The organism is Paenirhodobacter enshiensis, from assembly GCF_000740785.1.
GTDB classification, from domain to species: Bacteria; Pseudomonadota; Alphaproteobacteria; order Rhodobacterales; family Rhodobacteraceae; genus Rhodobacter; species Rhodobacter enshiensis.
The window spans coordinates 176,229-194,381 of sequence record NZ_JFZB01000007.1; the positions used below are offsets into that span (position 1 = coordinate 176,229).

21 protein-coding genes and 1 tRNA gene are annotated in these 18,153 nt (G+C 67.4%); 15 read left to right on the forward strand and 7 right to left on the reverse strand.

Annotated features, from left to right (window positions below; all coding sequences use genetic code 11):
- Positions 1 to 24 precede the first annotated feature (24 nt).
- The 3 genes from pth to tpa form a co-directional block, all read right to left on the reverse strand.
- Entirely contained in the window at positions 25 to 738 is a 714-nt protein-coding gene (gene pth / locus CG50_RS05930; protein WP_036636185.1) for an aminoacyl-tRNA hydrolase, read from the reverse strand.
- A gap of 61 nt (positions 739 to 799) precedes the next feature.
- Complete coding sequence (gene pdxR / locus CG50_RS05935) at positions 800 to 2,257, reverse strand: MocR-like pyridoxine biosynthesis transcription factor PdxR (RefSeq protein ID WP_036636186.1); 1,458 nt, start codon at positions 2,255 to 2,257, stop codon at positions 800 to 802.
- 236 nt (positions 2,258 to 2,493) lie between these two features.
- A complete protein-coding gene (gene tpa, locus CG50_RS05940; RefSeq protein WP_036636187.1) occupies positions 2,494 to 3,873 on the reverse strand; it encodes a hypotaurine--pyruvate aminotransferase Tpa in 1,380 nt (459 codons plus the stop codon).
- Between the two features lie 281 nt (positions 3,874 to 4,154).
- Between tpa and CG50_RS05945 the strand changes: the two genes are divergently transcribed.
- The 3 genes from CG50_RS05945 (at position 4,155) to CG50_RS05955 (ending at position 6,599) form a co-directional block, all read left to right on the forward strand.
- Positions 4,155 to 4,715: an NADPH-dependent FMN reductase gene (locus CG50_RS05945; protein ID WP_036636188.1), complete on the forward strand. Its 561-nt coding sequence runs from the start codon at positions 4,155 to 4,157 to the stop codon at positions 4,713 to 4,715.
- A gap of 216 nt (positions 4,716 to 4,931) precedes the next feature.
- Positions 4,932 to 5,981, forward strand: a complete 1,050-nt coding sequence (locus CG50_RS05950; RefSeq protein WP_036636332.1) for an aldo/keto reductase — start codon at positions 4,932 to 4,934, stop codon at positions 5,979 to 5,981.
- 81 nt (positions 5,982 to 6,062) lie between these two features.
- Positions 6,063 to 6,599: a lipocalin family protein gene (locus tag CG50_RS05955; RefSeq protein ID WP_152559442.1), complete on the forward strand. Its 537-nt coding sequence runs from the start codon at positions 6,063 to 6,065 to the stop codon at positions 6,597 to 6,599.
- 14 nt (positions 6,600 to 6,613) lie between these two features.
- On the opposite strand, the gene CG50_RS05960 is transcribed toward CG50_RS05955, so the two are convergent.
- A complete protein-coding gene (locus CG50_RS05960) occupies positions 6,614 to 7,309 on the reverse strand; it encodes an NUDIX hydrolase (protein WP_036636189.1) in 696 nt (231 codons plus the stop codon).
- Between the two features lie 182 nt (positions 7,310 to 7,491).
- Here CG50_RS05960 and CG50_RS16210 point away from each other — a divergent pair, with 182 nt between their 5' ends.
- The 6 genes from CG50_RS16210 to CG50_RS05990 all read left to right on the forward strand — a co-directional run bounded on the left by CG50_RS16210 (position 7,492) and on the right by CG50_RS05990 (position 11,469).
- Complete coding sequence (locus CG50_RS16210; protein ID WP_051909588.1) at positions 7,492 to 8,136, forward strand: EF-hand domain-containing protein; 645 nt, start codon at positions 7,492 to 7,494, stop codon at positions 8,134 to 8,136.
- Positions 8,137 to 8,309: 173 nt separating this feature from the next.
- The gene (locus tag CG50_RS05970) at positions 8,310 to 8,894 is read left to right on the forward strand and encodes an RNA polymerase sigma factor (protein WP_036636190.1); all 585 of its coding nucleotides are present in this window, start codon (positions 8,310 to 8,312) and stop codon (positions 8,892 to 8,894) included.
- A 13-nt stretch (positions 8,895 to 8,907) separates the two neighbouring features.
- Positions 8,908 to 9,303, forward strand: a complete 396-nt coding sequence (locus CG50_RS05975; protein WP_051909590.1) for a hypothetical protein — start codon at positions 8,908 to 8,910, stop codon at positions 9,301 to 9,303.
- Between the two features lie 17 nt (positions 9,304 to 9,320).
- Positions 9,321 to 9,824 (forward strand): periplasmic heavy metal sensor, encoded by a 504-nt coding sequence (locus CG50_RS05980; protein ID WP_161785387.1) that lies wholly within the window; start codon positions 9,321 to 9,323, stop codon positions 9,822 to 9,824.
- 99 nt (positions 9,825 to 9,923) lie between these two features.
- Positions 9,924 to 10,376, forward strand: a complete 453-nt coding sequence (locus CG50_RS05985; RefSeq protein ID WP_036636192.1) for a hypothetical protein — start codon at positions 9,924 to 9,926, stop codon at positions 10,374 to 10,376.
- Between the two features lie 79 nt (positions 10,377 to 10,455).
- Positions 10,456 to 11,469, forward strand: coding sequence for a FliM/FliN family flagellar motor switch protein (locus tag CG50_RS05990; RefSeq protein ID WP_051909593.1), 1,014 nt, complete (start codon positions 10,456 to 10,458; stop codon positions 11,467 to 11,469).
- 3 nt (positions 11,470 to 11,472) lie between these two features.
- On the opposite strand, the gene CG50_RS05995 is transcribed toward CG50_RS05990, so the two are convergent.
- The gene (locus tag CG50_RS05995) at positions 11,473 to 11,688 is read right to left on the reverse strand and encodes a hypothetical protein (protein WP_036636337.1); all 216 of its coding nucleotides are present in this window, start codon (positions 11,686 to 11,688) and stop codon (positions 11,473 to 11,475) included.
- Between the two features lie 151 nt (positions 11,689 to 11,839).
- Here CG50_RS05995 and CG50_RS06000 point away from each other — a divergent pair, with 151 nt between their 5' ends.
- Positions 11,840 to 12,091 carry a DUF2312 domain-containing protein gene (locus tag CG50_RS06000; RefSeq protein ID WP_051909597.1) on the forward strand — a complete coding sequence of 84 codons (252 nt, stop codon included), beginning with the start codon at positions 11,840 to 11,842 and terminating at the stop codon, positions 12,089 to 12,091.
- Between the two features lie 773 nt (positions 12,092 to 12,864).
- Positions 12,865 to 12,938, forward strand: a tRNA-Gln gene (locus CG50_RS06005).
- Between the two features lie 192 nt (positions 12,939 to 13,130).
- Here the strand turns inward: CG50_RS06005 and epmA are convergent.
- Positions 13,131 to 14,192, reverse strand: a complete 1,062-nt coding sequence (gene epmA / locus CG50_RS06010; protein WP_036636193.1) for an EF-P lysine aminoacylase EpmA — start codon at positions 14,190 to 14,192, stop codon at positions 13,131 to 13,133.
- Between the two features lie 97 nt (positions 14,193 to 14,289).
- Here epmA and efp point away from each other — a divergent pair, with 97 nt between their 5' ends.
- Complete coding sequence (gene efp, locus CG50_RS06015) at positions 14,290 to 14,859, forward strand: elongation factor P (protein WP_036636194.1); 570 nt, start codon at positions 14,290 to 14,292, stop codon at positions 14,857 to 14,859.
- Positions 14,860 to 14,943: 84 nt separating this feature from the next.
- Here the strand turns inward: efp and irrA are convergent, their stop codons facing one another.
- A complete protein-coding gene (irrA, locus tag CG50_RS06020) occupies positions 14,944 to 15,387 on the reverse strand; it encodes an iron response transcriptional regulator IrrA (protein ID WP_051909599.1) in 444 nt (147 codons plus the stop codon).
- Between the two features lie 190 nt (positions 15,388 to 15,577).
- Between irrA and fabA the strand changes: the two genes are divergently transcribed.
- Genes fabA through CG50_RS06035 form a run of 3 tightly spaced genes read left to right on the forward strand, consistent with a single transcriptional unit; the run spans position 15,578 to position 18,130 of the window.
- Positions 15,578 to 16,087: a bifunctional 3-hydroxydecanoyl-ACP dehydratase/trans-2-decenoyl-ACP isomerase gene (fabA, locus tag CG50_RS06025; RefSeq protein WP_036636195.1), complete on the forward strand. Its 510-nt coding sequence runs from the start codon at positions 15,578 to 15,580 to the stop codon at positions 16,085 to 16,087.
- Positions 16,088 to 16,107: 20 nt separating this feature from the next.
- Complete coding sequence (gene fabB / locus CG50_RS06030; protein ID WP_036636196.1) at positions 16,108 to 17,337, forward strand: beta-ketoacyl-ACP synthase I; 1,230 nt, start codon at positions 16,108 to 16,110, stop codon at positions 17,335 to 17,337.
- A gap of 4 nt (positions 17,338 to 17,341) precedes the next feature.
- On the forward strand, positions 17,342 to 18,130 hold the full coding sequence (locus CG50_RS06035; RefSeq protein ID WP_036636197.1) for an enoyl-ACP reductase FabI: 789 nt from the start codon (positions 17,342 to 17,344) through the stop codon (positions 18,128 to 18,130).
- Positions 18,131 to 18,153 lie beyond the last annotated feature (23 nt).

Genomic DNA, 18,153 nt, shown 5'->3' on the forward strand with positions numbered 1-18,153 from the left:
CGTCCGTTCTGAAGGCCGCCGGTCTCAGCCGTTGAACTTGTCGCGCAGCTTGTCGAGCGGGCTGCGGGTGTCTTCGGCGGCCGGGGCGGGGGCCTTGGGTTTCGCGGGCTTTTCCGGTTTCGGCTCTGCGGGGGCGCGTTCGGGATGGGTGCCGGCCGAGGAGCGCGGCGGCGCCACCCGCAGGCTGACCGCGTTCAGGAAATGATCGCCCTCGCCGCGCGCGAGCGCCGGCGCGCCGTCCGAGATGCCGTGCAGCAGATCGGCGAGCCAGCCCTCGCGGTCGGCCTTCGAGAAATCGCCGAGCACGTAATTCGCCACCTTCGCCTTGTCGCCCGGATGGCCGACGCCGAGGCGGACGCGAGCGTAGGCCTCGCCCATGTGCTGGCTGATCGAGCGCAGCCCGTTGTGCCCGGCATGGCCGCCGCCCTGCTTCAGCCGGCATTTGCCCGGCGCGATGTCGAGCTCGTCATGGAACACCGTGATGTCCTCGAGCGGGATCTTGTAGAAATCCGCCGTCGGCCGGACCGAGCGGCCCGAGTCGTTCATGTAGGTCGCGGGCTTGAGCAGCACGATGCGTTCGCTGCCGATGCGGCCCTCGCTCACTTCGCCCTGAAAGCGTGCGCGCCACGGGCCGAAACCGTGATCTTCGGCGATGCGGTCCACCGCCATGAAGCCGATGTTGTGGCGGTTGCCGGCATATTGCGCGCCGGGATTGCCCAGTCCGACCCAGAGTTTCATCTTGGCTCTCCTTTGGCGCGGGTTCTAGCGAGCCGGGTCAGGGTTGTCACGTGTAGGGCCGTCATCTGCGCGCTGCCGCCGCGATGCGGGCGATGCCCTCGGCGATGCGCTCGGCCGGGATCGAGGAATAGGCGAGCCGGTAGAACCCCGCACCGCGCGAGGGATCGGTGAAGAAGGGCGCGCCCGGCTCGATCAGCACGTCGCGGCCGCGCAGTTCCGCCGCCAGCCGGTCGGCCGCGATCCCACCCGGTGTGGCGAGCCAGAAGCTCGATCCGCCGCGTGCGGAGGGCGTTCCCGCGACCAGCCCGTTCGCCACCAGCGCGCGCGCCATCTCGGCCCGGCGCTCGGCATAGACGCGGCGCATCCGGTTCATCTGCGTGTCGTAATGACCGAGCGCCAGGAAATGCGCGAGCGTGCGTTGCAGCATCCCCGGCGGATGGCGCAGCGTCAGCGCGCGCAGCGCCCGTGCCTCGTGGATCACCCGCCGGTCCGCCACCAGATAGCCGAGCCGCAGCCCCGGAAACACCGATTTCGAGAACGACCCGACATGGATCACCGCGCCGCCCGCATCCATCGCTTTCAGCGCGGGCGAGGGGGCGCCGGCGAAGGACATCTCGAATTCGTAATCGTCCTCGATCACCGCGAAGCCCTCGGCGCCGGCGCGCTCGAGCAACCGGGCGCGGCGGGCGGGCGACATCGCGACGCCGGTCGGGCTGTGATGGCTCGCGGTGGTGAAGACGGCGCTGGTGCCTTGCGGGATCGCCTCGGGGTCGAGGCCGGCCTCATCGACGGCGACCGCGCTCAGCCGCGCGCCGGTTTGGGCGAGGATGGTGCGCAGGCCGGGATAGCCCGGATCCTCGAACGCGGCGAGCGAGGTCCGCCCGCCCAGCATCACCTCGGCCGCGAGCCACAGCCCGTTCTGCGCCCCGAGCGTCAGCAGCACCTGATCGGCCTCGGCCCGGATGCCGCGCCGGGGCAGGATGTGGCGCAGGATGTAATCGACCAGCTCCGGATCGTCGCTGTCGTAAAGATCGCCGGTCAGCGCCACGAATTCGCGCCGGCCGAGCGCACGGCGTGCGCAGTCGCGCCAGGCCGCATGATCGACGAGCGCCGGATCCGCCTGACCGTAGACGAAGGGATAGCGGTAGCGGCGCCAGTCGGGCACGCGGTCCTTGCGCTCGGCCCGGCTCAGCCTTGTGTCAAGGACCGCATCCCAGTCGAAACCGCCGCCCGCCGCCGGCGCCGGGGCAGGCGGCAAGGGCTCGATCCGGTCCGAGACGAAATGCCCCGCCCGGTCGCGGCTGGTCAGGTAATCGGCGGCGACGAGCTCGGCATAGGCCTGCGTCACCGTCACCCGCGCGACGGCCAGCACGCCTGCCATGTGCCGCGCCGAGGGCATCCGCTCGCCCGGACGAAACCGCCCCTCCAGCACGCCCGCGATGATCTGGCGGCGCAGCTGCACCTGCAAGGGCACGGTGCTTGCGCGGTCGATGAAGAAGGCTTCGGCGGGAATCGGCATTTCTGGCCCCGTTGTGTCACCGCGATGAGGCCAGATCGCCCGCCGACAGGCAAGCGAAAGGCGGAACGGATCGCTCCGCCCCGCCTCACTCGCACGCCGTCTCGGATCGGGAGCGGCGCCCCTGCTTTCGCTTTGCCGAAAATATCCCGGGGGTGAGGGCCGTCAGGCCCGAGGGGGCAGAGCCCCCTCTCTTTTTCCCGTCGGCGGGGCAGAGGCCCCGCTCTTTCAGTCAGACTTCAGCCGAACACCCTGGTCAGCGCCTTGTCGACGGCCTCGGTGATCTTGTCGATGTCGTCGGGGCGCGCGATCAGCGCCGGGCTGAAGCACAGCGTGTTGTTGAACCCCGGCAGCGAGCGGTTGGTCATGCCGATGATCACGCCCTGCGCCATCACGTCGGCGACAACGGCCGCGACCTTCTTCTCGTCCATCGGCTCCTTGGTGGCGCGGTCGGCCACCAGCTCGGCGCCGCAGAACAGCCCCTTGCCGCGCACGTCGCCGATCACCTTGTGCTTCTCCATCAGCGCTTCGAGGTTGGCGACCATCCGCGCCCCCATCGCCAGCGTGTTGTCGAGCAGGTTCTCGTCTTCGATGATGCGGAAGTTCTCCAGCGCCGCCGCCGGGCCCGCCGTACAGCCGCCGAAGGTCGAGATGTCGCGGAAGTAGCTCATCGGATCTTCCGGCGCGTCCTTGAACATGTCGAAGACCTTCTCGGTCGTCACCATGCACGAGATCGCCGCATAGCCCGAGGCCACGCCCTTCGCCATCGTCACGAAATCGGGCTTCACGCCGAAGTTCTGATAGCCGAACCAGGTGCCGGTGCGCCCGATGCCGCAGACCACCTCGTCGATGTGCAGCAAGATATCGTATTTCTTGCAGATCTCCTGCACCCGCTCCCAGTAGCCCTTGGGCGGAACGATCACGCCGCCGCCGGCGGTGACCGGTTCCAGAACGATCGCGCCGACCGTCTCCGGGCCTTCGCGCAGGATCACTTCCTCGATCGCGTCGGCGGCGCGCTCGCCGTAATTCTCGACATCCCACTGCTTGCGATACTCAAGGCAATGCGGCACCCGCACGAAACCTTCCGGGAACGGGCCATACTGCATCGAGCGCTCGTCCTGACCGGCGCTCGCCAGCGTGCCGATGGTGGTGCCGTGGTAATCGCGGTCGCGATACAGGATCTTCCACTTCTTGCCGCCGTAATGACGCGCCGAGATCTGGCGCACCATCTTGTAGACCTTCTCGTTCGCTTCCGAGCCCGAGTTCGCGTAATAGACGCGGCTCAGCCCCGGCATCTTCGACAAGAGCTTCTCGGCGAACAGCGCGCCCGGGATGGTGCCGCCCGAACCGGCCCAGTAGTTCAGCTTCACCAGCTGGTCGCGCACCGCGTTGGCGATGCTTTCGCGCCCGTAGCCGACGTTGACGGTCCACACCCCGCCCGAGACGGCATCGAGGAATTCCTTGCCGTTCGCGTCCCACAGACGCATCCCCTTGCCCTCGACGAACAGGCGCGGGTCGGTGGTTTCATACTGCTTGTGCTGGCTGAGGTGATGCCAGACGCCTTCGCGGTCGGCCTTGACCGCGTGGCTGAGATCGTTGGTGGTGAGATCGAGGGTCATGGGGAGGGGCTCCAGAGGAATCCGTTACGCTTCGGGGCCAGCCTGCGCCGTGGCGCCCTCGGGCGATAGTTCCAGATGTTTCCCATTCATGAGGCCAGATTACAGCCCCACCTGGCGATACGGTGCGGTTTCTGGCGGCTGACTGTGCATTCGTGACGCCGGGAAGTTCTTGATGTGCGGGGGTGCGTAGAGGCATCCTGTCCGCATCCGGTGCCGAAGCGGCATCGCAGATCCGACGCGTGCCCGTTGGGGGCCCGCCACGGAGATGAAAGGAAAGAACGATGAAGCTCAATGTCATCCTCGTCAGCACCCGCCCCGGCCGCAACGGCAAGCCGGTGGCCGACTGGTTCTTCGACTATGCCAAAGCGCACAAGGGCGCCTTCGACGAGGTGGTGCTGACCGACCTCGCCGAGGTGAACCTGCCGCTCTACGATGAGCCGAACCACCCGAAGATGCAGAAATACGAGCACGAGCACACCAAGGTGTGGAGTGAGATCGTCGCGGGTTCGGACGCTTTCGTCTTCGTGCTGCCGGAATACAACTTCACCGCGCCTCCGGGCTTCGTGAACGCCATCGACTATCTGTGGAACGAATGGGCCTACAAACCGGCGAGCTTCGTCAGCTATGGCGGCGTGTCGGGCGGTCTGCGTTCGGTGCAGACGGCGAAGACGCTGCTGACCACGGTCAACGTCATGCCGATCCCCGAACAGGTGGTGATCCCGATGGTGTTCGGCCATATCGCCGACGGCAAGTTCACCCCCGAGAAGCCGCATGTCGACAGCGCCGATCAGACCATCGAGGCGCTGGCGAAATGGGCGCAGGCGCTGAAGACGCTGCGCTGAGACACCGGGACTGACGATCCTGCGCTGATCTTTTGCGCTGAACGATCCCGGATGCGGCCGGGCGGGCAAGGTTCCGCCCGGCCGTCTCGTTTCTCGCTTTCGCCTCTGGCCGCGCTGTGGCAGGGTCCCGGCGAAACGGCACCGACGGCTTCGCCGCGTGCCATGATGCGCCGGCCGGCTTGTGCCGGCCGCGCCAACACCGCGAAAGGGCAGTGCATGAAACAGGTTGAACTGGGCCGGACCGGCCTGATGGTGTCTGAACTGTGCCTCGGCTCGATGACCTGGGGCACGCAGAACACCGAGGCCGAGGGACACGCCCAGATCGACCGCGCGCTGGAGCGCGGGGTGAATTTCATCGACACCGCCGAGATGTATCCGACCAACCCGGTCACCGCGGCGACCGCGGGCGATACCGAGGCGATCATCGGCAGCTGGCTCGCCGCCCGTGGCGGGCGCGACCGGCTGGTGCTGGCGACGAAGATCGTCGGCCGCGGCAGCCCGGCGAAGGAGGGGGGCTCCGGCCCGATCACGCCCGAAGGGATCCGCGCCGCGCTCGAAGCCTCGCTGAGCCGTCTGTGCACCGATCACGTCGATCTCTATCAGTTCCACTGGCCGAACCGCGGGCATTACCATTTCCGCCGGATGTGGACGTGGAACCCGGCGAAGCAGCCCTCGAAAGCCGAGATCGAGGATGACATGGCGGCCTGCCTCGACACCGTTCAGGCGCTGGTCGCCGAGGGCAAGATCCGCCATTTCGGCCTGTCGAACGAAACCTGCTGGGGCATGGCGGAATGGCTGCGGCTGGCCGATGCCGGCCACGGGCCGCGCGCGGCGAGCGTGCAGAACGAATATTCGCTGATGTATCGCGTCCACGATACCGACATGGCCGAGCTTTCGGTGCATGAGGGGGTGACGCTGCTCGCCTATTCGCCGCTCGCGGTGGGGATGCTGAGCGGCAAGTATACGGGCGCTCAGGTGCCCGATGGCTCGCGCATGGCGCGCACCCCCGATCTTGGCGGGCGGGCGCTGCCGCGCGCCTTCGGGATCGCCGATCTTTATGTCGATTTCGCACGCGGGCATGGCCTCGATCCGGTGACGATGGCGATTGCCTGGATCCTGACCCGGCCGTTCCCGGTGGTGCCGATCCTCGGGGCGACTTCGGTCGAACAGCTCGACCGTTCGCTCGATGCGGCCGATACGGTGCTTTCCCCCGAGGTTCTGGCGGGGATCGAGCGCATCCACCGCGCCCATCCGCTGCCGTTCTGATCCGGCCCGAACGGGCCTTGCGCAACCCGGCGCGGCCGCCGTCCGTTGTGTATTTCCAGTTGCGGCCGTTGCGAGGTTATCTTGCGGAAACTGATCCTTGGCCTCTTGACCGGCGGGCTGGTCGCGGGGCTTGCGGCCTGCACGCCGTGGTGGCGTCACAAGACGCCAACGTCTCCGGCCGTCACTGCGCCGCTGCGCGACCATGGCGTGATGATCTCGTCCGTCGTGGCCTTCGATCCGGCGCGGTTCTCGGGCACGTGGTATGTGGCGCAAAGCGGCATTCCGGGCTGCGCCGGTGCGCGTCAGGTCTGGACGCGGGCGGGCAATGGCTGGAACGTCACCGGCACCGATTGCGGCGGCTCGCAGGAGGCGGCGCTTTCCGATCACCTCGCGCTCACCGGGCCGGGCGGGCGCTTCATGCCGTCGCGCAGCTTCGGCGCAGAGAAGATCTGGGTGCTGTGGGCCGATGAAGGTTACCGGGTCGCGGTGCTCGGCACGCCCTCGGGCAAGTTCGGCATGATCCTGACCCGCACCATGCCGCCGCGCGGCGATCTGGTGACGGCGGCGCGCCGGGTGCTCGATTTCAACGGCTACGACATGCGCCGCATCGGGCGCTGAACCGACATCGCGGATCAGCCGATCCGGCGAAACTCCGCGCGCGGGCCCCGGTTGTCGAAAAACGGCACCGGGGCTTCGTCGTCCGGGCCCCGTTCCAGCCGGGCGCGGGTTTCGGCCAGCACCACCTCGGTGATGAACGGCAGGTCGAGCCCGTGGGTGTCGGCCATCGGCACCCATTGCAGATGCGACAGCTCGTCCGAGGCGCGGCTGAAATCGTCGGGCGAGGAGGCGATGTCCTCGGCCATCACGGTGAAGAAGCGCGCGTCGAACCGACGGCTGCGGCCGCGCGGCGTGATCGCGCGGAACACGAAGCGCAGCCCCTGAGCCGCAGGGCGCAGCCCGGCTGCGGCGAAGGGTTCCCAGCCTTCCGGCACATTCCCGGGCCAGGTGCCGGGCACCCCGAGGAGCAGCCCGGTTTCCTCCTGCAACTCGCGGATCGCGGCGGCGGCAAGGGCGGGGACGATTTCCGGGGTGGAGGTTTCGGCGGACAGCCGCCGCGTTTCGGTGGCGGCGAGCGGGCTCAGCAGTGGCACGGCGCTGTCTGCCGGCTCTACCGCTCCGCCGGGGAACACGAATTTCGACGGCATGAAGGCGGCCCCCGCGCCGCGCATCCCCATCAGCACATGCGCCCCGCCCGGCAGGTCGCGGCGCACGATCAGCACGCTTGCGGCATCGCGTAGCGGGCGCTCTTCGGGGATCGGGTCTTGCATCGGGGCCTCCGGGTTCGTTCTCGGGGCGCGAGTATGGAGGGAAACGATGCCGCCGCAAGGCCCCGTCCGCGGCTCCCTTCACGGATGCTTGAGGCGGGCGACGGAATCTTTGCCCTGCGCCGTATGATCTGATGAGCGGCCTGAGACGGGACGCGAGCCAAGCGACATGCGAGGAGTTGCACATGACGAACGAGTTCAAGACCACGGTTCTGGCCCTGCTGGTGGCGGGCGCGGCGGCGGTGACGGCACTGCCGGCGATGGCTCAGGATGCACCGGGCCCGGATGGCCGGGACGGGCCGGAGATGCCCTTCGCCCGTGGGGCGGGCATGGCGGGGCTGCTGAAGCAGTTCGACGCGAATGGCGACGGCAAGGTGACGCTGGCCGAGATCCAGTCCGGCCGCAAGGCTCAGGCCCAGTCGATCGACGCCAACGGCGACGGCAAGATCAGCGCCGACGAGTTGGTCAATGCCCAGATCGCCCGGATGCGCCCGATGCTCGAGGCCCGCGCCAAGGCCCGGATCGCGGCGCAGGATACTGACGGTGACGGCCTGTTGTCGGCGGCCGAACTGGCTCTGCCGCCGATGCCGGAGCGTCTGATGGACAAGTTCGGTCCGAAGGGCGACGGCGCCATCGATCTGTCGGATCTGCGCGGCCCGATGATGGGCGCCATGATGGGCGACCGGGACTGGGGCGAGCGCGGGCATGGCCGCGGCGACCGCGGGCCGGGCATGATGGGCGGAAATGGCCCGGACGGCGATTGCGGTGTGAGGCCGATGGCCGGTCCGATGGGCGGCCCCGGCCCGCAGGGCAAGCCCGCGCAGAACTGAAGTCTCGGGGGCCGGCTCCGGTTCGTTGAATGGGCCGGTTCGTTGAATGGGCCGGTTCGTTGAATGGGATCGTCCGGGCGCCGGTTCGCCGGTGCCCGGGCAGGCCTCTCGCCGGGGGGTGTCTCTCTGTCCGGTTTGCCAGCCCGGCAGCGTTCCGCTAGAGCATTGGGATCATGACGATGGCTTTCGATGCGGACAACGACGTCTCGGACGAGGCGCTTCTGGGTCTTTACGGCAACGGGGACCGGCGGGCCGCGCGTGAGCTGACAGTGCGGCTGACGCCTCTGGCGTTCCGGGTGGCGCTGCGAATGCTGGGCGACCGGGCCGAGGCCGAGGATATCGCTCAGGAAGCGATGCTGCGACTGTGGAAAGTCGCGCCGGACTGGCGCCGGGGCGAGGCTCAGGTCTCGACCTGGCTTTACCGGGTGGTGACCAACCTCGCGACCGACCGTCTGCGCCGGCGCCGGGGCGTCGGGCTCGATGAGGCGCCCGAGATCGAGGACACCTCGGCCGGTGCCTGCGCGCAGATGATCGAGGGCGACCGGATGACGGCCCTCGAGGGGGCTCTGGCGCAGCTGCCCGCGCGGCAGCGTCAGGCGGTGGTGCTGCGCCATCTCGAGGGGCTGTCGAACCCCGAGATCGCCGCGGCGATGGACATCGGGGTCGAGGCCGTCGAAAGCCTGACGGCGCGCGGCAAACGAGCGCTGGCGGCCATTCTGGAAGGCCGGCGCACCGAGTTGGGGTATGACGATGAGTGAGGGATCTTCCGCGATGACCGATCTGGACCGCCTGTTCGCCGAAGCGCGCTCTGCCGTGCCGGAACCGGGAGCGGCGTTGCTCGCGCGGGTGCTGACGGATGCAGAGGCTGTGCAGGATGCCCGGCTCCGGGTCTCTGGCCGGTCGCCGAAGCGGGCCGCGCACCGGGGGGTGCTTGGGCGGGCGGTTCGGGCCGCGGTCGCGCTGGCCGGCGGCTGGGGCGGCGTCGGCGGGCTGGTCGCGGCGACGGTCGCGGGGGTGTGGATCGGCTTCGGGCTGAGCGCCGGCAACACCGGGGGCGAGCTCTTGTCTGGCACGTTCGGTGCGACATGGGGGATCTCGTCCGGCACGGAAACACAGCCGGGCTCGGTTCTGGGCAGCAGCGATATTCTGGCTCTGGCCGGAGAATGACGGGGGGAATGGCACAGATGACGCAAACGGCTCCGCAGCGGCGCAACTGGCTGAAACTGGCCCTCGGGCTTTCGGTGGGGCTGAACCTGCTGGTGGCGGGGGCGGTGATCGGCGGGATGATCGGGCATGACCGGCGGATGCCGCGTCCGCCCGGGGACTTCGGTCTCGGCCCGCTCGGCGCGGCCTTCTCGCCCGAAGACCGGCGTCAGATGCGGCGCGAGTCGGCGCAGGCGGGGGCGGATGTGTCGCAGCTGCGCACCGAACTGCGCGGCGATCTGGATGCTCTCGCCGCGGCGCTGGAGGCAGAGCCCTGGAACGAGGCGGCCGTGCGCGCTCAGCTGGCGCAGATGCACGCGCACGCCATGCAGCGCGCCCAGATCGGCGAACAGGTCATGCTCGACCGGCTCGGGCGGATGACGGTGGACGACCGGCGCGCCTATGCCGAACGGCTGCGCGCCCGACTGTCGGACATGGGCCCGCCCGACGACCGCGGGCCGGATCCGGCCGGCCGGGCGCGCTGAGCGCGTCTTTCGGCATCGACGGCCGCACTGCCGAAAGAAAGGAAACGTGTTCTTAATCATTTTGTCGTCGACTGGATCTGTCAGCTGGGGAGGTGTCTCATGGCACAGATCGAGATGGTGACGGGGGGCCGGGGATGGCGCTGGCCCGGGGCGATGGTCGCGCTTGCCGGAATTGGTGCCGGGGTCGCGCTGCTGTTCTGGGGGCTGTGGGTCGGGCAGTTCGCGGCCCCGCCCGGCCATGTTCTAGACAGTCGCGACGCGGCGGAGGAAGCCGCGCTTTGTCTGCAGATCTCGCAAGAGGCGCAAGCCCGCGGCGGCGGGGTGTTTCTGGGCAGCTACCCCGATGAGGCGTCGCGGTTCTGGAGCGCGCGACTGCGCGCCCAAAGCCGTTCGATTGCGCAAGACCTGTCCCGGGGGCGGGTGCGGCTCAACGCCGTGGTGGCGGCGGTCCGGCGCGAGGGGGCTCAGGACTGGCTGCCCGGCGCGATGGAGGTGTGTTCGCGCAGGGCGCTGATGTATGGGGCGCATTTCGCGGCTTTCGATCGGGGCTGACGGTTTCGGTTTTGGCACAATCTTTCGACACCGGCGTCTGGCACGGGCCCGAGGCTTCGGGGCAAAACGCGAGGAATGGATGACGGACGAGACGGATCGCCAGGTCTTGCGGCGGATGATCGAGGCCGGTCGGCGCATCACGCGCGAGTCGACCGCGGATGCGGCGCTTTCGCTGGCGGTGACGCGCGCGGGGCAAGATGTTCTGGGTCTGATGATCGAGGTCCCGGCGGTGACCGAACGGCACATGACCCTCGCGGATCTGCCGGAGGTAATCGAAGACCGGGCGCTGCGTCTGGTGATCGAGGGGCCGGGCGGCGGCCTGGGGCTGATGGTGCTGGGGGTCGAGGTGTTGTCCGCCATCGTGCAGATGCAGACGATCGGCCGGTTGTGCCGCACCGATACCGCGAACCGGCGGCCGACGCGCACCGACGCCGCGATGGCTGTGGAATTCGTCGACCGGCTCCTGTCGGAAATCGAGCGCGAGCTTGCCGGATCCGCGGCGGCCGGGTGGGGAGCGGGGTTTCGCTATGCCTCGTGGATCGAGGAGGGGCGCCCGCTCGCGACCTTGCTGGAGGATACAGCATTTCGGGTCTGGAAGATTGAGGGGCGGCTGGGTCCCGCCGGAACGGGCGGAGACATGCTCTGGGTCGTGCCGGCGGATGGCCGGGGAGGGCGGGGGCGCCCTCCTGTCGCCGCCGCGGAAGGGGGCGATGCGCCCCCTCCTGCCGATCCCGACTGGGATACGCGGCTGAGCCGTTCGGTTCTCGGGGCACATGCCCGGCTCGATGCGGTGCTTAACCGGATGGCGCTGCCGCTGTCGGAGGTCCTTGCCTTGCGCCCCGGGATGGAGATTCCGTTGCCTGGCGCCGAGATCGGGGCGATCCTCGTCGAGGCGGAGGGGCGCCGTCTGGCGCGCGGCAGGCTCGGGCAGTTTCGCGGGCAGCGCGCGGTGTTGCTCGGTGCGGAGGAGGTCACCGCCCCCCGGGAGCAGCCGCAGCCCGGCCCGTCCGATAGTGTGCCCGTCGCCGATTGCGCACCCGACATCGACATGCTGCTTGGCACGGTGGCGCAGCCACTTCATGCCCTCGGCTGACGCTCAGCCCAGAATGACCCCGATCACCACCGCCATCAGGCCGAGCACGGCGAGCAGAAAAAAGCCGAGGTTCATGGTAATCGCACGCTGCATCCGGACGCGCATCGCGGCTTCGTCCAGCTTCGCCGCCTTCGCGCGCAGAACCGAAACCGCCGCCCAGACGATGCCTGCCGCGCCGAGGAGGGCGACGATCGCTCCGGGCCAGATCAGGTCGTGCATATCGGTCCCCATGTTCGTTCCGTGCCCCCGGACTAGCGCGGTTCGGCGCCGAAGGGAAGCGGCGCCGGCGCCGGTTCGGCTTGAAGCGCGGTGGGGCGCGGGCTACTCAGGGCGCCAGCAGGACCAACGACAGCCTATCGAGGAGAGCGAGATGCCGAACGATGCCGCCTACAGCGTGACCGCCGACGAGTTGCGCCAGTTCATCGAGCAATACGAGCATCTGGAAGCCGAGAAGAAGGACATCGCCGAGCAGCAGAAGGACATCATGTCCGAAGCCAAGGGGCGCGGCTATGACACCAAGGTGATCAAGAAGATCATTGCCATCCGCAAAAGGGATCGCGACGATGTGGCCGAAGAGGAGGCAATCCTCGAAGTTTACAAGCAAGCCCTCGGCATGGCCTGAGGCCCCCGCGGGCCTTCACATCCCCGTTGCGGCAGCTGCCATCCTCACGGGGGGCTCTCGGGTCGGGGCCCCCTGTGAGGACACTGACGAAAAGCGTTTGGCGCTGGCGTGAAGGCCAGGCGAGCGGCATTCGGCAGTGATCGTCCCGAGAAAGAGCGGGCGGGCACAGCCCGCACTGCCCATGGACGCCCGGTCGGGTTTCGGGGGCGGGCTCTTCCAGGCGAAGATTTGTCGAAAATGTATCGCTATTTTCGGTCTGACAGAGCGGGCCTCGCGTGTCGGATGGAGCGGAGCGGTCTTCGCAAGGGCCGTCCCGGTGATTTTTCGGCGGTTCCGAGGCCGTCCGATCCGGCAGCCGTGTCCATTCGGGCAAGGGACCGGAGGGGCGGGGCAGGCGGAGATTTCGGTGCAGCCTCCTGACCTTCGTGGCGGTGGCGGTGGCTGCGGATCCCCGAGCCGGTGCGGGCATTTCCTCTGCATGAGGCACGGAATCGACGCCGATCCTGCCCCTCTCTCCACCCGCCCGCATGGCTCGCGAAGACGGTGCCGATTTCGGCGAAAAGATGTCCGGTTCCGATGGCCGCAAAGGCATCGGCGACAGCGATGCTATTCGGAAATTCCTACTATATTATCATTTTTCCAATGACTTATGAGTTTTTCCCGGTGGCTGCCGAAAACCTGCCGGCACGGCGTTGACTTCCCCGGAATCACACTTTATATGTCGCCCCAGATCAACGGGGTGCTTCGAAAGACGCCTTGAAGATCTGAAAAGTTGCCCTCTCGTCTAGCGGCAGGACGCCAGATTCTGACTCTGGTAAGCGTGGTTCGAATCCACGGAGGGCAGCCAAAATTTCACATACATATCCCATTGAAACACTCCCGTTCATGTCGGGTGTTGCCCGATGTTCCAGGCGTGGTTCTGCCTGTCCGATCAGGGGTTGTCTGATCGGGGGCTGTCCGTCGCGCTGCGATCGTGAGAAGGCACCCTCCGGCGCGAGGCGACGAACGGTCTTGAGCGGATCTTAGGCGGTTTCGACGATCAGGCGTCTTCGGGATCGGGAACCGGGGTCCAGATCACGTCTTCGACCCTCGGCGCCGAGGTCGCCAGCATCACCAGCCGGTCGAAGCCCATGGCGATGCCGCTCGATGCCGGCATGTGGTCGAGCGCGGCGAGGAAATCCTCGTCGATCGGGTAGCGCTCGCCATAGATGCGCTCTTTCTCGTCCATCTCCTGCTCGAAGCGCCGCCGCTGCTCGGCGGAATCGGTCAGCTCGCCGAAGCCGTTGGCGAGTTCGACGCCGCAGGCATAGACCTCGAAGCGCTCCGCCTCTCGGTCGTCGTCCGGGGTCTTGCGCGCGAGCGCCGCCTCGGCCGAGGGGTAGCGGTCGAGGATCGTCACCCGCCCATGCCCGAGATGCGGTTCGACCTTCTCGACCAGCACCTTAGACAGCATCAGCGACCAGCTGTCGCCGTCATTGACCGAGATCCCGGCGGCCCGGCATTGCGCGCGCAACGCGTCGGCATCGGTTTCGGCGCCGTGGCAGGTCGCCAGCAGGTCGAGCCCGGCATGGCGCGCGAAGGCGTCCGCGACCGACAGCCGTTCCGGCTCGGCGAAGGGATCGCATTCGGCGCCGCGATAGCGCAGGATCGCCACCCCGGTCTCGCGCGCGGCGAGGCGGATCATCGCCACGGTATCGTCCATCAGCCGGGTGTAATCCTCGCCCGCGCGATACCATTCGAGCATGGTGAACTCGGGGCTGTGGCGGCGGCCGCGCTCGCGGTTGCGCCAGACATGGGCGAAGGTGAAGATCCGCCGCTCGCCCGCCGCGAGCAGCTTCTTCATCGCGAATTCGGGCGAGGTGTGCAGATACATCCGGTGGCCGATGCCGTCGTTGCCGATCAGTTCGGTCGCGAAGGCGTGCAGATGCGTTTCGTTGCCGGGGCTGATCTGCAGACAGGCGGGATCGACCTCGACGAAGTCGCCGGCGGCGAACCATGCCCGCAGCGCGCCCTGGATCCGGTTGCGCGCGAGCAGCAGCGGCCGGCGGTCGGCATGGCGTCCGGCGTCCCACCACGGGGTGTTCACGCGTGTCTGTGTCATATTCGCGGCTTTCGACTGGAAATTCCGTTGCGGATGGTTTAGGCGCTCAGCCATCCGGGCGCCAGAGCCTGCCTCAGACATTACAAGGACCGCAATCATGGCAAAAGTCATCGCCTCCTCGATCCGCAAGGGCAACGTCATCGACATGAACGGTGTTCTCTACATCGTGCTGACCGCCGAGAACGTTCACCCGGGCAAGGGGAACTCGGTTACCCAGGTGGAAATGCGCCGCATCTCCGACGGCGTGAAGGTGAGCGAGCGCTGGCGCACCGTCGACTCGGTCGAGAAGGCCCATGTCGACGAAGAGGAATTCGATTTCCTCTATGAGGACGGCGAAGGCTTCCACTTCATGAACCCCGAGACCTACGAGCAGGTCGCGGTGTCGGCCGATGTCATCGGTGACGACAAGGGTTACCTGAAAGAGGGCATCCGCTGCTGGCTGCTGATCCACGAGGGCAACGTTCTGTCGATCGAGCTGCCGCAGAAGGTCACCGTCGAAGTGCTGGAGACCGAGCCGGTGGTGAAGGGTCAGACGGCGTCGTCGTCCTACAAGCCCGCGGTCTGCACCGGCGGTCTGCGCGTCATGGTTCCGCCGCATATCGGCGTCGGCACCAAGATCGTCATCAGCACCGCCGACAACACCTATTCGGAGCGTGCGAAGGACTAGTTCTTCGCAGTCTGCCCTTGGGCACTATGCGCAAAAGGCGTCCTGCGGGGCGCCTTTTTCATGTCCTGAACCGGGGCATCGGGGTCAGTCGCGGCGGATGCGGATGATCACGTCGACATGCGAAATGACCGTGCCGGGCGGGGGCTCGGGCAGGCTGGCGAAGCGCAGGGCCTCGGCGGGGGCGTCGGTCAGGCGGCTGTCCTCTTCCCACAGGAAATGGGGGTGGGTGTCGGTGCGGGTGTCGAAATAGCTGCGCGAACTGTCCACGGCGATCTCGCGCAGCAGCCCCGCAGCGCAGAAGGCGCGCAGGGTGTTGTAGACGGTGGCGAGAGAGACCTTCTCGCCGGTTCCGGTGACGGCGGCGAACAGGCTTTCGGCGGTGACATGGCGGTCCAGGCCGTCGCCGGCGAGGATCTCGGCGAGTGCCAGGCGCTGACGTGTCGGGCGCAATCCGCCTCGCGCCAGCCAGTCCTGGCTGCGCTGGCGTTCCGGTGTGGGGGCCGGGTTCGTCGGGGCTGGCGCGGTCATCTCGTTCACGACATGAGTATATGTTCCCCGCCGGGGTGGGATCAACCGCCAACCACCTGTTCCCGGGGCACCTTCTCCTTCGCAGAAGGTGCCGGACCGGGCCTTCCGGACGGGCCGGATCGGCCCCGGGACTTGCACCGGCGCATGGCCGGGTGGTAAGGGGATGAAAACCATTGGGGGACTACCGCCTATGACGGGCTTTCCGACCAGCTTCGGGAAAGAAGATCTGCTGAAATGCGCGCGCGGCGAGCTGTTCGGAGCGGGCAATGCCCAGCTTCCGGCGCCGCCGATGCTGATGATGGACCGCATCACCGAGGTTTCGGCCGACGGTGGTGCCAACGGCAAGGGCCATATCGTCGCCGAGTTCGACATCACGCCCGATCTGTGGTTCTTCGGTTGCCATTTCCCGGGCAACCCGATCATGCCGGGATGCCTCGGGCTCGACGGTCTGTGGCAGCTCACCGGCTTCAACCTCGGCTGGCGCGGCTGGCAGGGGCGGGGCTATGCCCTCGGCGTGGGCGAGGTCAAGCTGACCGGAATGGTGCGCCCTGACCGCAAGATGCTGACTTACAAGGTCGATTTCACCAAGGCGATCCAGACCCGCCGGCTGACCATGGGCGTTGCCGACGGCATCGTCGAAGCCGATGGCGAAGTGATCTACCAGGTCAAGGACATGAAGGTCGCGCTCTCCGAGAGCTGACCCATCTGAAGGAGGCCATCATGCGCCGCGTCGTCGTCACCGGACTGGGGATCGTCTCGCCCATCGGCAACACTGCCGAAGAGGTGCTTTCCAGCCTGAAAGCCGGCCGTTCCGGTATTACCGCCAACGCCGACATGGCCGAGCGCGGCTTTCGCAGCCGCATCGCCGGGGCCGTCGACATTGACGTCACCGCCCATGTCGAAAAGCGCACGTTGCGCTTCATGGGGCCGGGTGCGGCCTATGCCTGGATCGCGATGGATCAGGCGATCCGCGACGCCGGGCTGACGCCCGAGGAGGTCTCGAACGAGCGAACCGGTCTGATCGCCGGGTCGGGCGGACCGTCGACCTCGGCGATGTTCGCGGCGCATCAGATCGTGCTGAGCACCGGTGCACCGAAGAAGATCGGGCCGCTCGCGGTGCCGAAATGTATGTCCTCGACGATTTCGGCGAACCTGTCGACGGCGTTCAAGATCAAGGGGATCAGCTATTCGATCACCTCGGCCTGCTCGACGTCGCTGCATTGCATCGGCAATGCGGCCGAGCAGATCGCCTTTGGCAAGCAGGACGTGATGTTCGCCGGCGGTGCCGAGGAACTCGACTGGACCCTGTCGTGCCTGTTCGATGCGATGGGCGCGATGTCGTCGAAATACAACGACACGCCCGAAAAGGCCTCGCGCGCGTTCGACGCCGGGCGGGACGGGTTCGTGATCGCCGGCGGCGGCGGCATCGTCGTGCTTGAGGAACTGTCCCATGCCCTGGCACGCGGAGCGAAGATCTATGCCGAGGTGACGGGTTTTGCCGCTACCTCGGACGGGCACGACATGGTGGCGCCTTCGGGCGAGGGTGGCGAGCGGGCGATGCGCCTGGCACTCTCGACCCTGCCGGAGGACCGCAAGGTCGGCTATATCAACGCGCATGGCACCTCGACCCCGGTCGGCGATGTCGGCGAGGTCGAGGCGGTGCGCCGCGTCTTCGGCCGTGGCCAGACCCCGCCGATCAGCTCCACCAAGTCGATGACCGGGCACAGCCAGGGCGCCACCGGCGCGGCCGAGGCGATCTATTGCCTGTTGATGCTGGAACACGACTTCATCGCCCCCTCGATCAACATCGAGACTCTCGATCCGGCCATCGACCCGGGCGAGATCGCGATGGAGCGCGTCGACAACGCCGGGCTCGACACGGTGATGACCAACAGTTTCGGATTCGGCGGGACCAACGGGTCCATGCTGCTGTCCAAGTATCGCGGGTGACGGAATGGCTGATTTGATGAAGGGAAAGCGCGGGCTGGTCATGGGCGTCGCCAATGATCACTCGATCGCTTGGGGTATTGCCAGCGCGCTGGCCAGCGAGGGGGCGGAACTTGCGTTCTCCTATCAGGGCGAAGCCTTCGGCAAGCGCGTCGCACCGCTGGCGGCGTCGGTAGGCTCGGACTTCCTGCTTGATGTCGATGTGACGAATGAGGAAAGCCTCGACGCCGCTTTCGCCGGGATCAAGGAACGGTGGGGCAGGATCGACTTCCTCATCCATGCCATTGCCTATTCCGACAAAAACGAACTGGCCGGTCGCTTTGCCGATACGTCGCGCGGCAACTTCCTGAATTCGATGAACATTTCTGTGTTCAGCTTCATCGATGTGGCGCGCCGCGCCGCCGATCTGATGACCGAGGGCGGTTCGCTGATCACGCTGACCTATGGTGGTTCGCACCGGGTGACGCCCTATTACAACGTGATGGGGGTGGCGAAGGCGGCGCTCGAATCCTCGGTGATCTATCTGGCGAATGATCTGGGGCCGCAGGGGATCCGCGTCAACGCGATCTCGCCCGGTCCGATGAAGACGCTGGCGGGGTCGGCCATCGGCGGGGCGCGCAAGACCTTCCGTCACACCGAGGCGAACAGCCCGATGCGGCAGAACGCGACGCTGGAAGCGGTGGGCGGCACGGCGGTGTGGCTGTGCTCGGACTATGGCGCGTGCTCGACCGGCGATGTGGTTTATGTCGATTGCGGTTATCACGTCATCGGGATGCCGCAGCCCGAGAACCTCTGAGATTTCGGCGGGCAGAGTCGATC

Excerpts from the sequence above, each read along its gene's own strand:
- pth (WP_036636185.1), bottom strand. The coding sequence starts at position 738 with ATGAAACTCTGGGTCGGACTGGGCAATCCCGGCGCGCAATATGCCGGC.
- pdxR (WP_036636186.1), bottom strand. The coding sequence starts at position 2,257 with ATGCCGATTCCCGCCGAAGCCTTCTTCATCGACCGCGCAAGCACCGTG.
- tpa (WP_036636187.1), bottom strand. The coding sequence starts at position 3,873 with ATGACCCTCGATCTCACCACCAACGATCTCAGCCACGCGGTCAAGGCC.
- CG50_RS05945 (WP_036636188.1), top strand. The coding sequence starts at position 4,155 with ATGAAGCTCAATGTCATCCTCGTCAGCACCCGCCCCGGCCGCAACGGC.
- CG50_RS05950 (WP_036636332.1), top strand. The coding sequence starts at position 4,932 with ATGAAACAGGTTGAACTGGGCCGGACCGGCCTGATGGTGTCTGAACTG.
- CG50_RS05960 (WP_036636189.1), bottom strand. The coding sequence starts at position 7,309 with ATGCAAGACCCGATCCCCGAAGAGCGCCCGCTACGCGATGCCGCAAGC.
- CG50_RS16210 (WP_051909588.1), top strand. The coding sequence starts at position 7,492 with ATGACGAACGAGTTCAAGACCACGGTTCTGGCCCTGCTGGTGGCGGGC.
- CG50_RS05970 (WP_036636190.1), top strand. The coding sequence starts at position 8,310 with ATGACGATGGCTTTCGATGCGGACAACGACGTCTCGGACGAGGCGCTT.
- CG50_RS05975 (WP_051909590.1), top strand. The coding sequence starts at position 8,908 with ATGACCGATCTGGACCGCCTGTTCGCCGAAGCGCGCTCTGCCGTGCCG.
- CG50_RS05980 (WP_161785387.1), top strand. The coding sequence starts at position 9,321 with ATGACGCAAACGGCTCCGCAGCGGCGCAACTGGCTGAAACTGGCCCTC.
- CG50_RS05985 (WP_036636192.1), top strand. The coding sequence starts at position 9,924 with ATGGCACAGATCGAGATGGTGACGGGGGGCCGGGGATGGCGCTGGCCC.
- CG50_RS05990 (WP_051909593.1), top strand. The coding sequence starts at position 10,456 with ATGACGGACGAGACGGATCGCCAGGTCTTGCGGCGGATGATCGAGGCC.
- CG50_RS05995 (WP_036636337.1), bottom strand. The coding sequence starts at position 11,688 with ATGCACGACCTGATCTGGCCCGGAGCGATCGTCGCCCTCCTCGGCGCG.
- CG50_RS06000 (WP_051909597.1), top strand. The coding sequence starts at position 11,840 with ATGCCGAACGATGCCGCCTACAGCGTGACCGCCGACGAGTTGCGCCAG.
- epmA (WP_036636193.1), bottom strand. The coding sequence starts at position 14,192 with ATGACACAGACACGCGTGAACACCCCGTGGTGGGACGCCGGACGCCAT.
- efp (WP_036636194.1), top strand. The coding sequence starts at position 14,290 with ATGGCAAAAGTCATCGCCTCCTCGATCCGCAAGGGCAACGTCATCGAC.
- irrA (WP_051909599.1), bottom strand. The coding sequence starts at position 15,387 with ATGACCGCGCCAGCCCCGACGAACCCGGCCCCCACACCGGAACGCCAG.
- fabA (WP_036636195.1), top strand. The coding sequence starts at position 15,578 with ATGACGGGCTTTCCGACCAGCTTCGGGAAAGAAGATCTGCTGAAATGC.
- fabB (WP_036636196.1), top strand. The coding sequence starts at position 16,108 with ATGCGCCGCGTCGTCGTCACCGGACTGGGGATCGTCTCGCCCATCGGC.
- CG50_RS06035 (WP_036636197.1), top strand. The coding sequence starts at position 17,342 with ATGGCTGATTTGATGAAGGGAAAGCGCGGGCTGGTCATGGGCGTCGCC.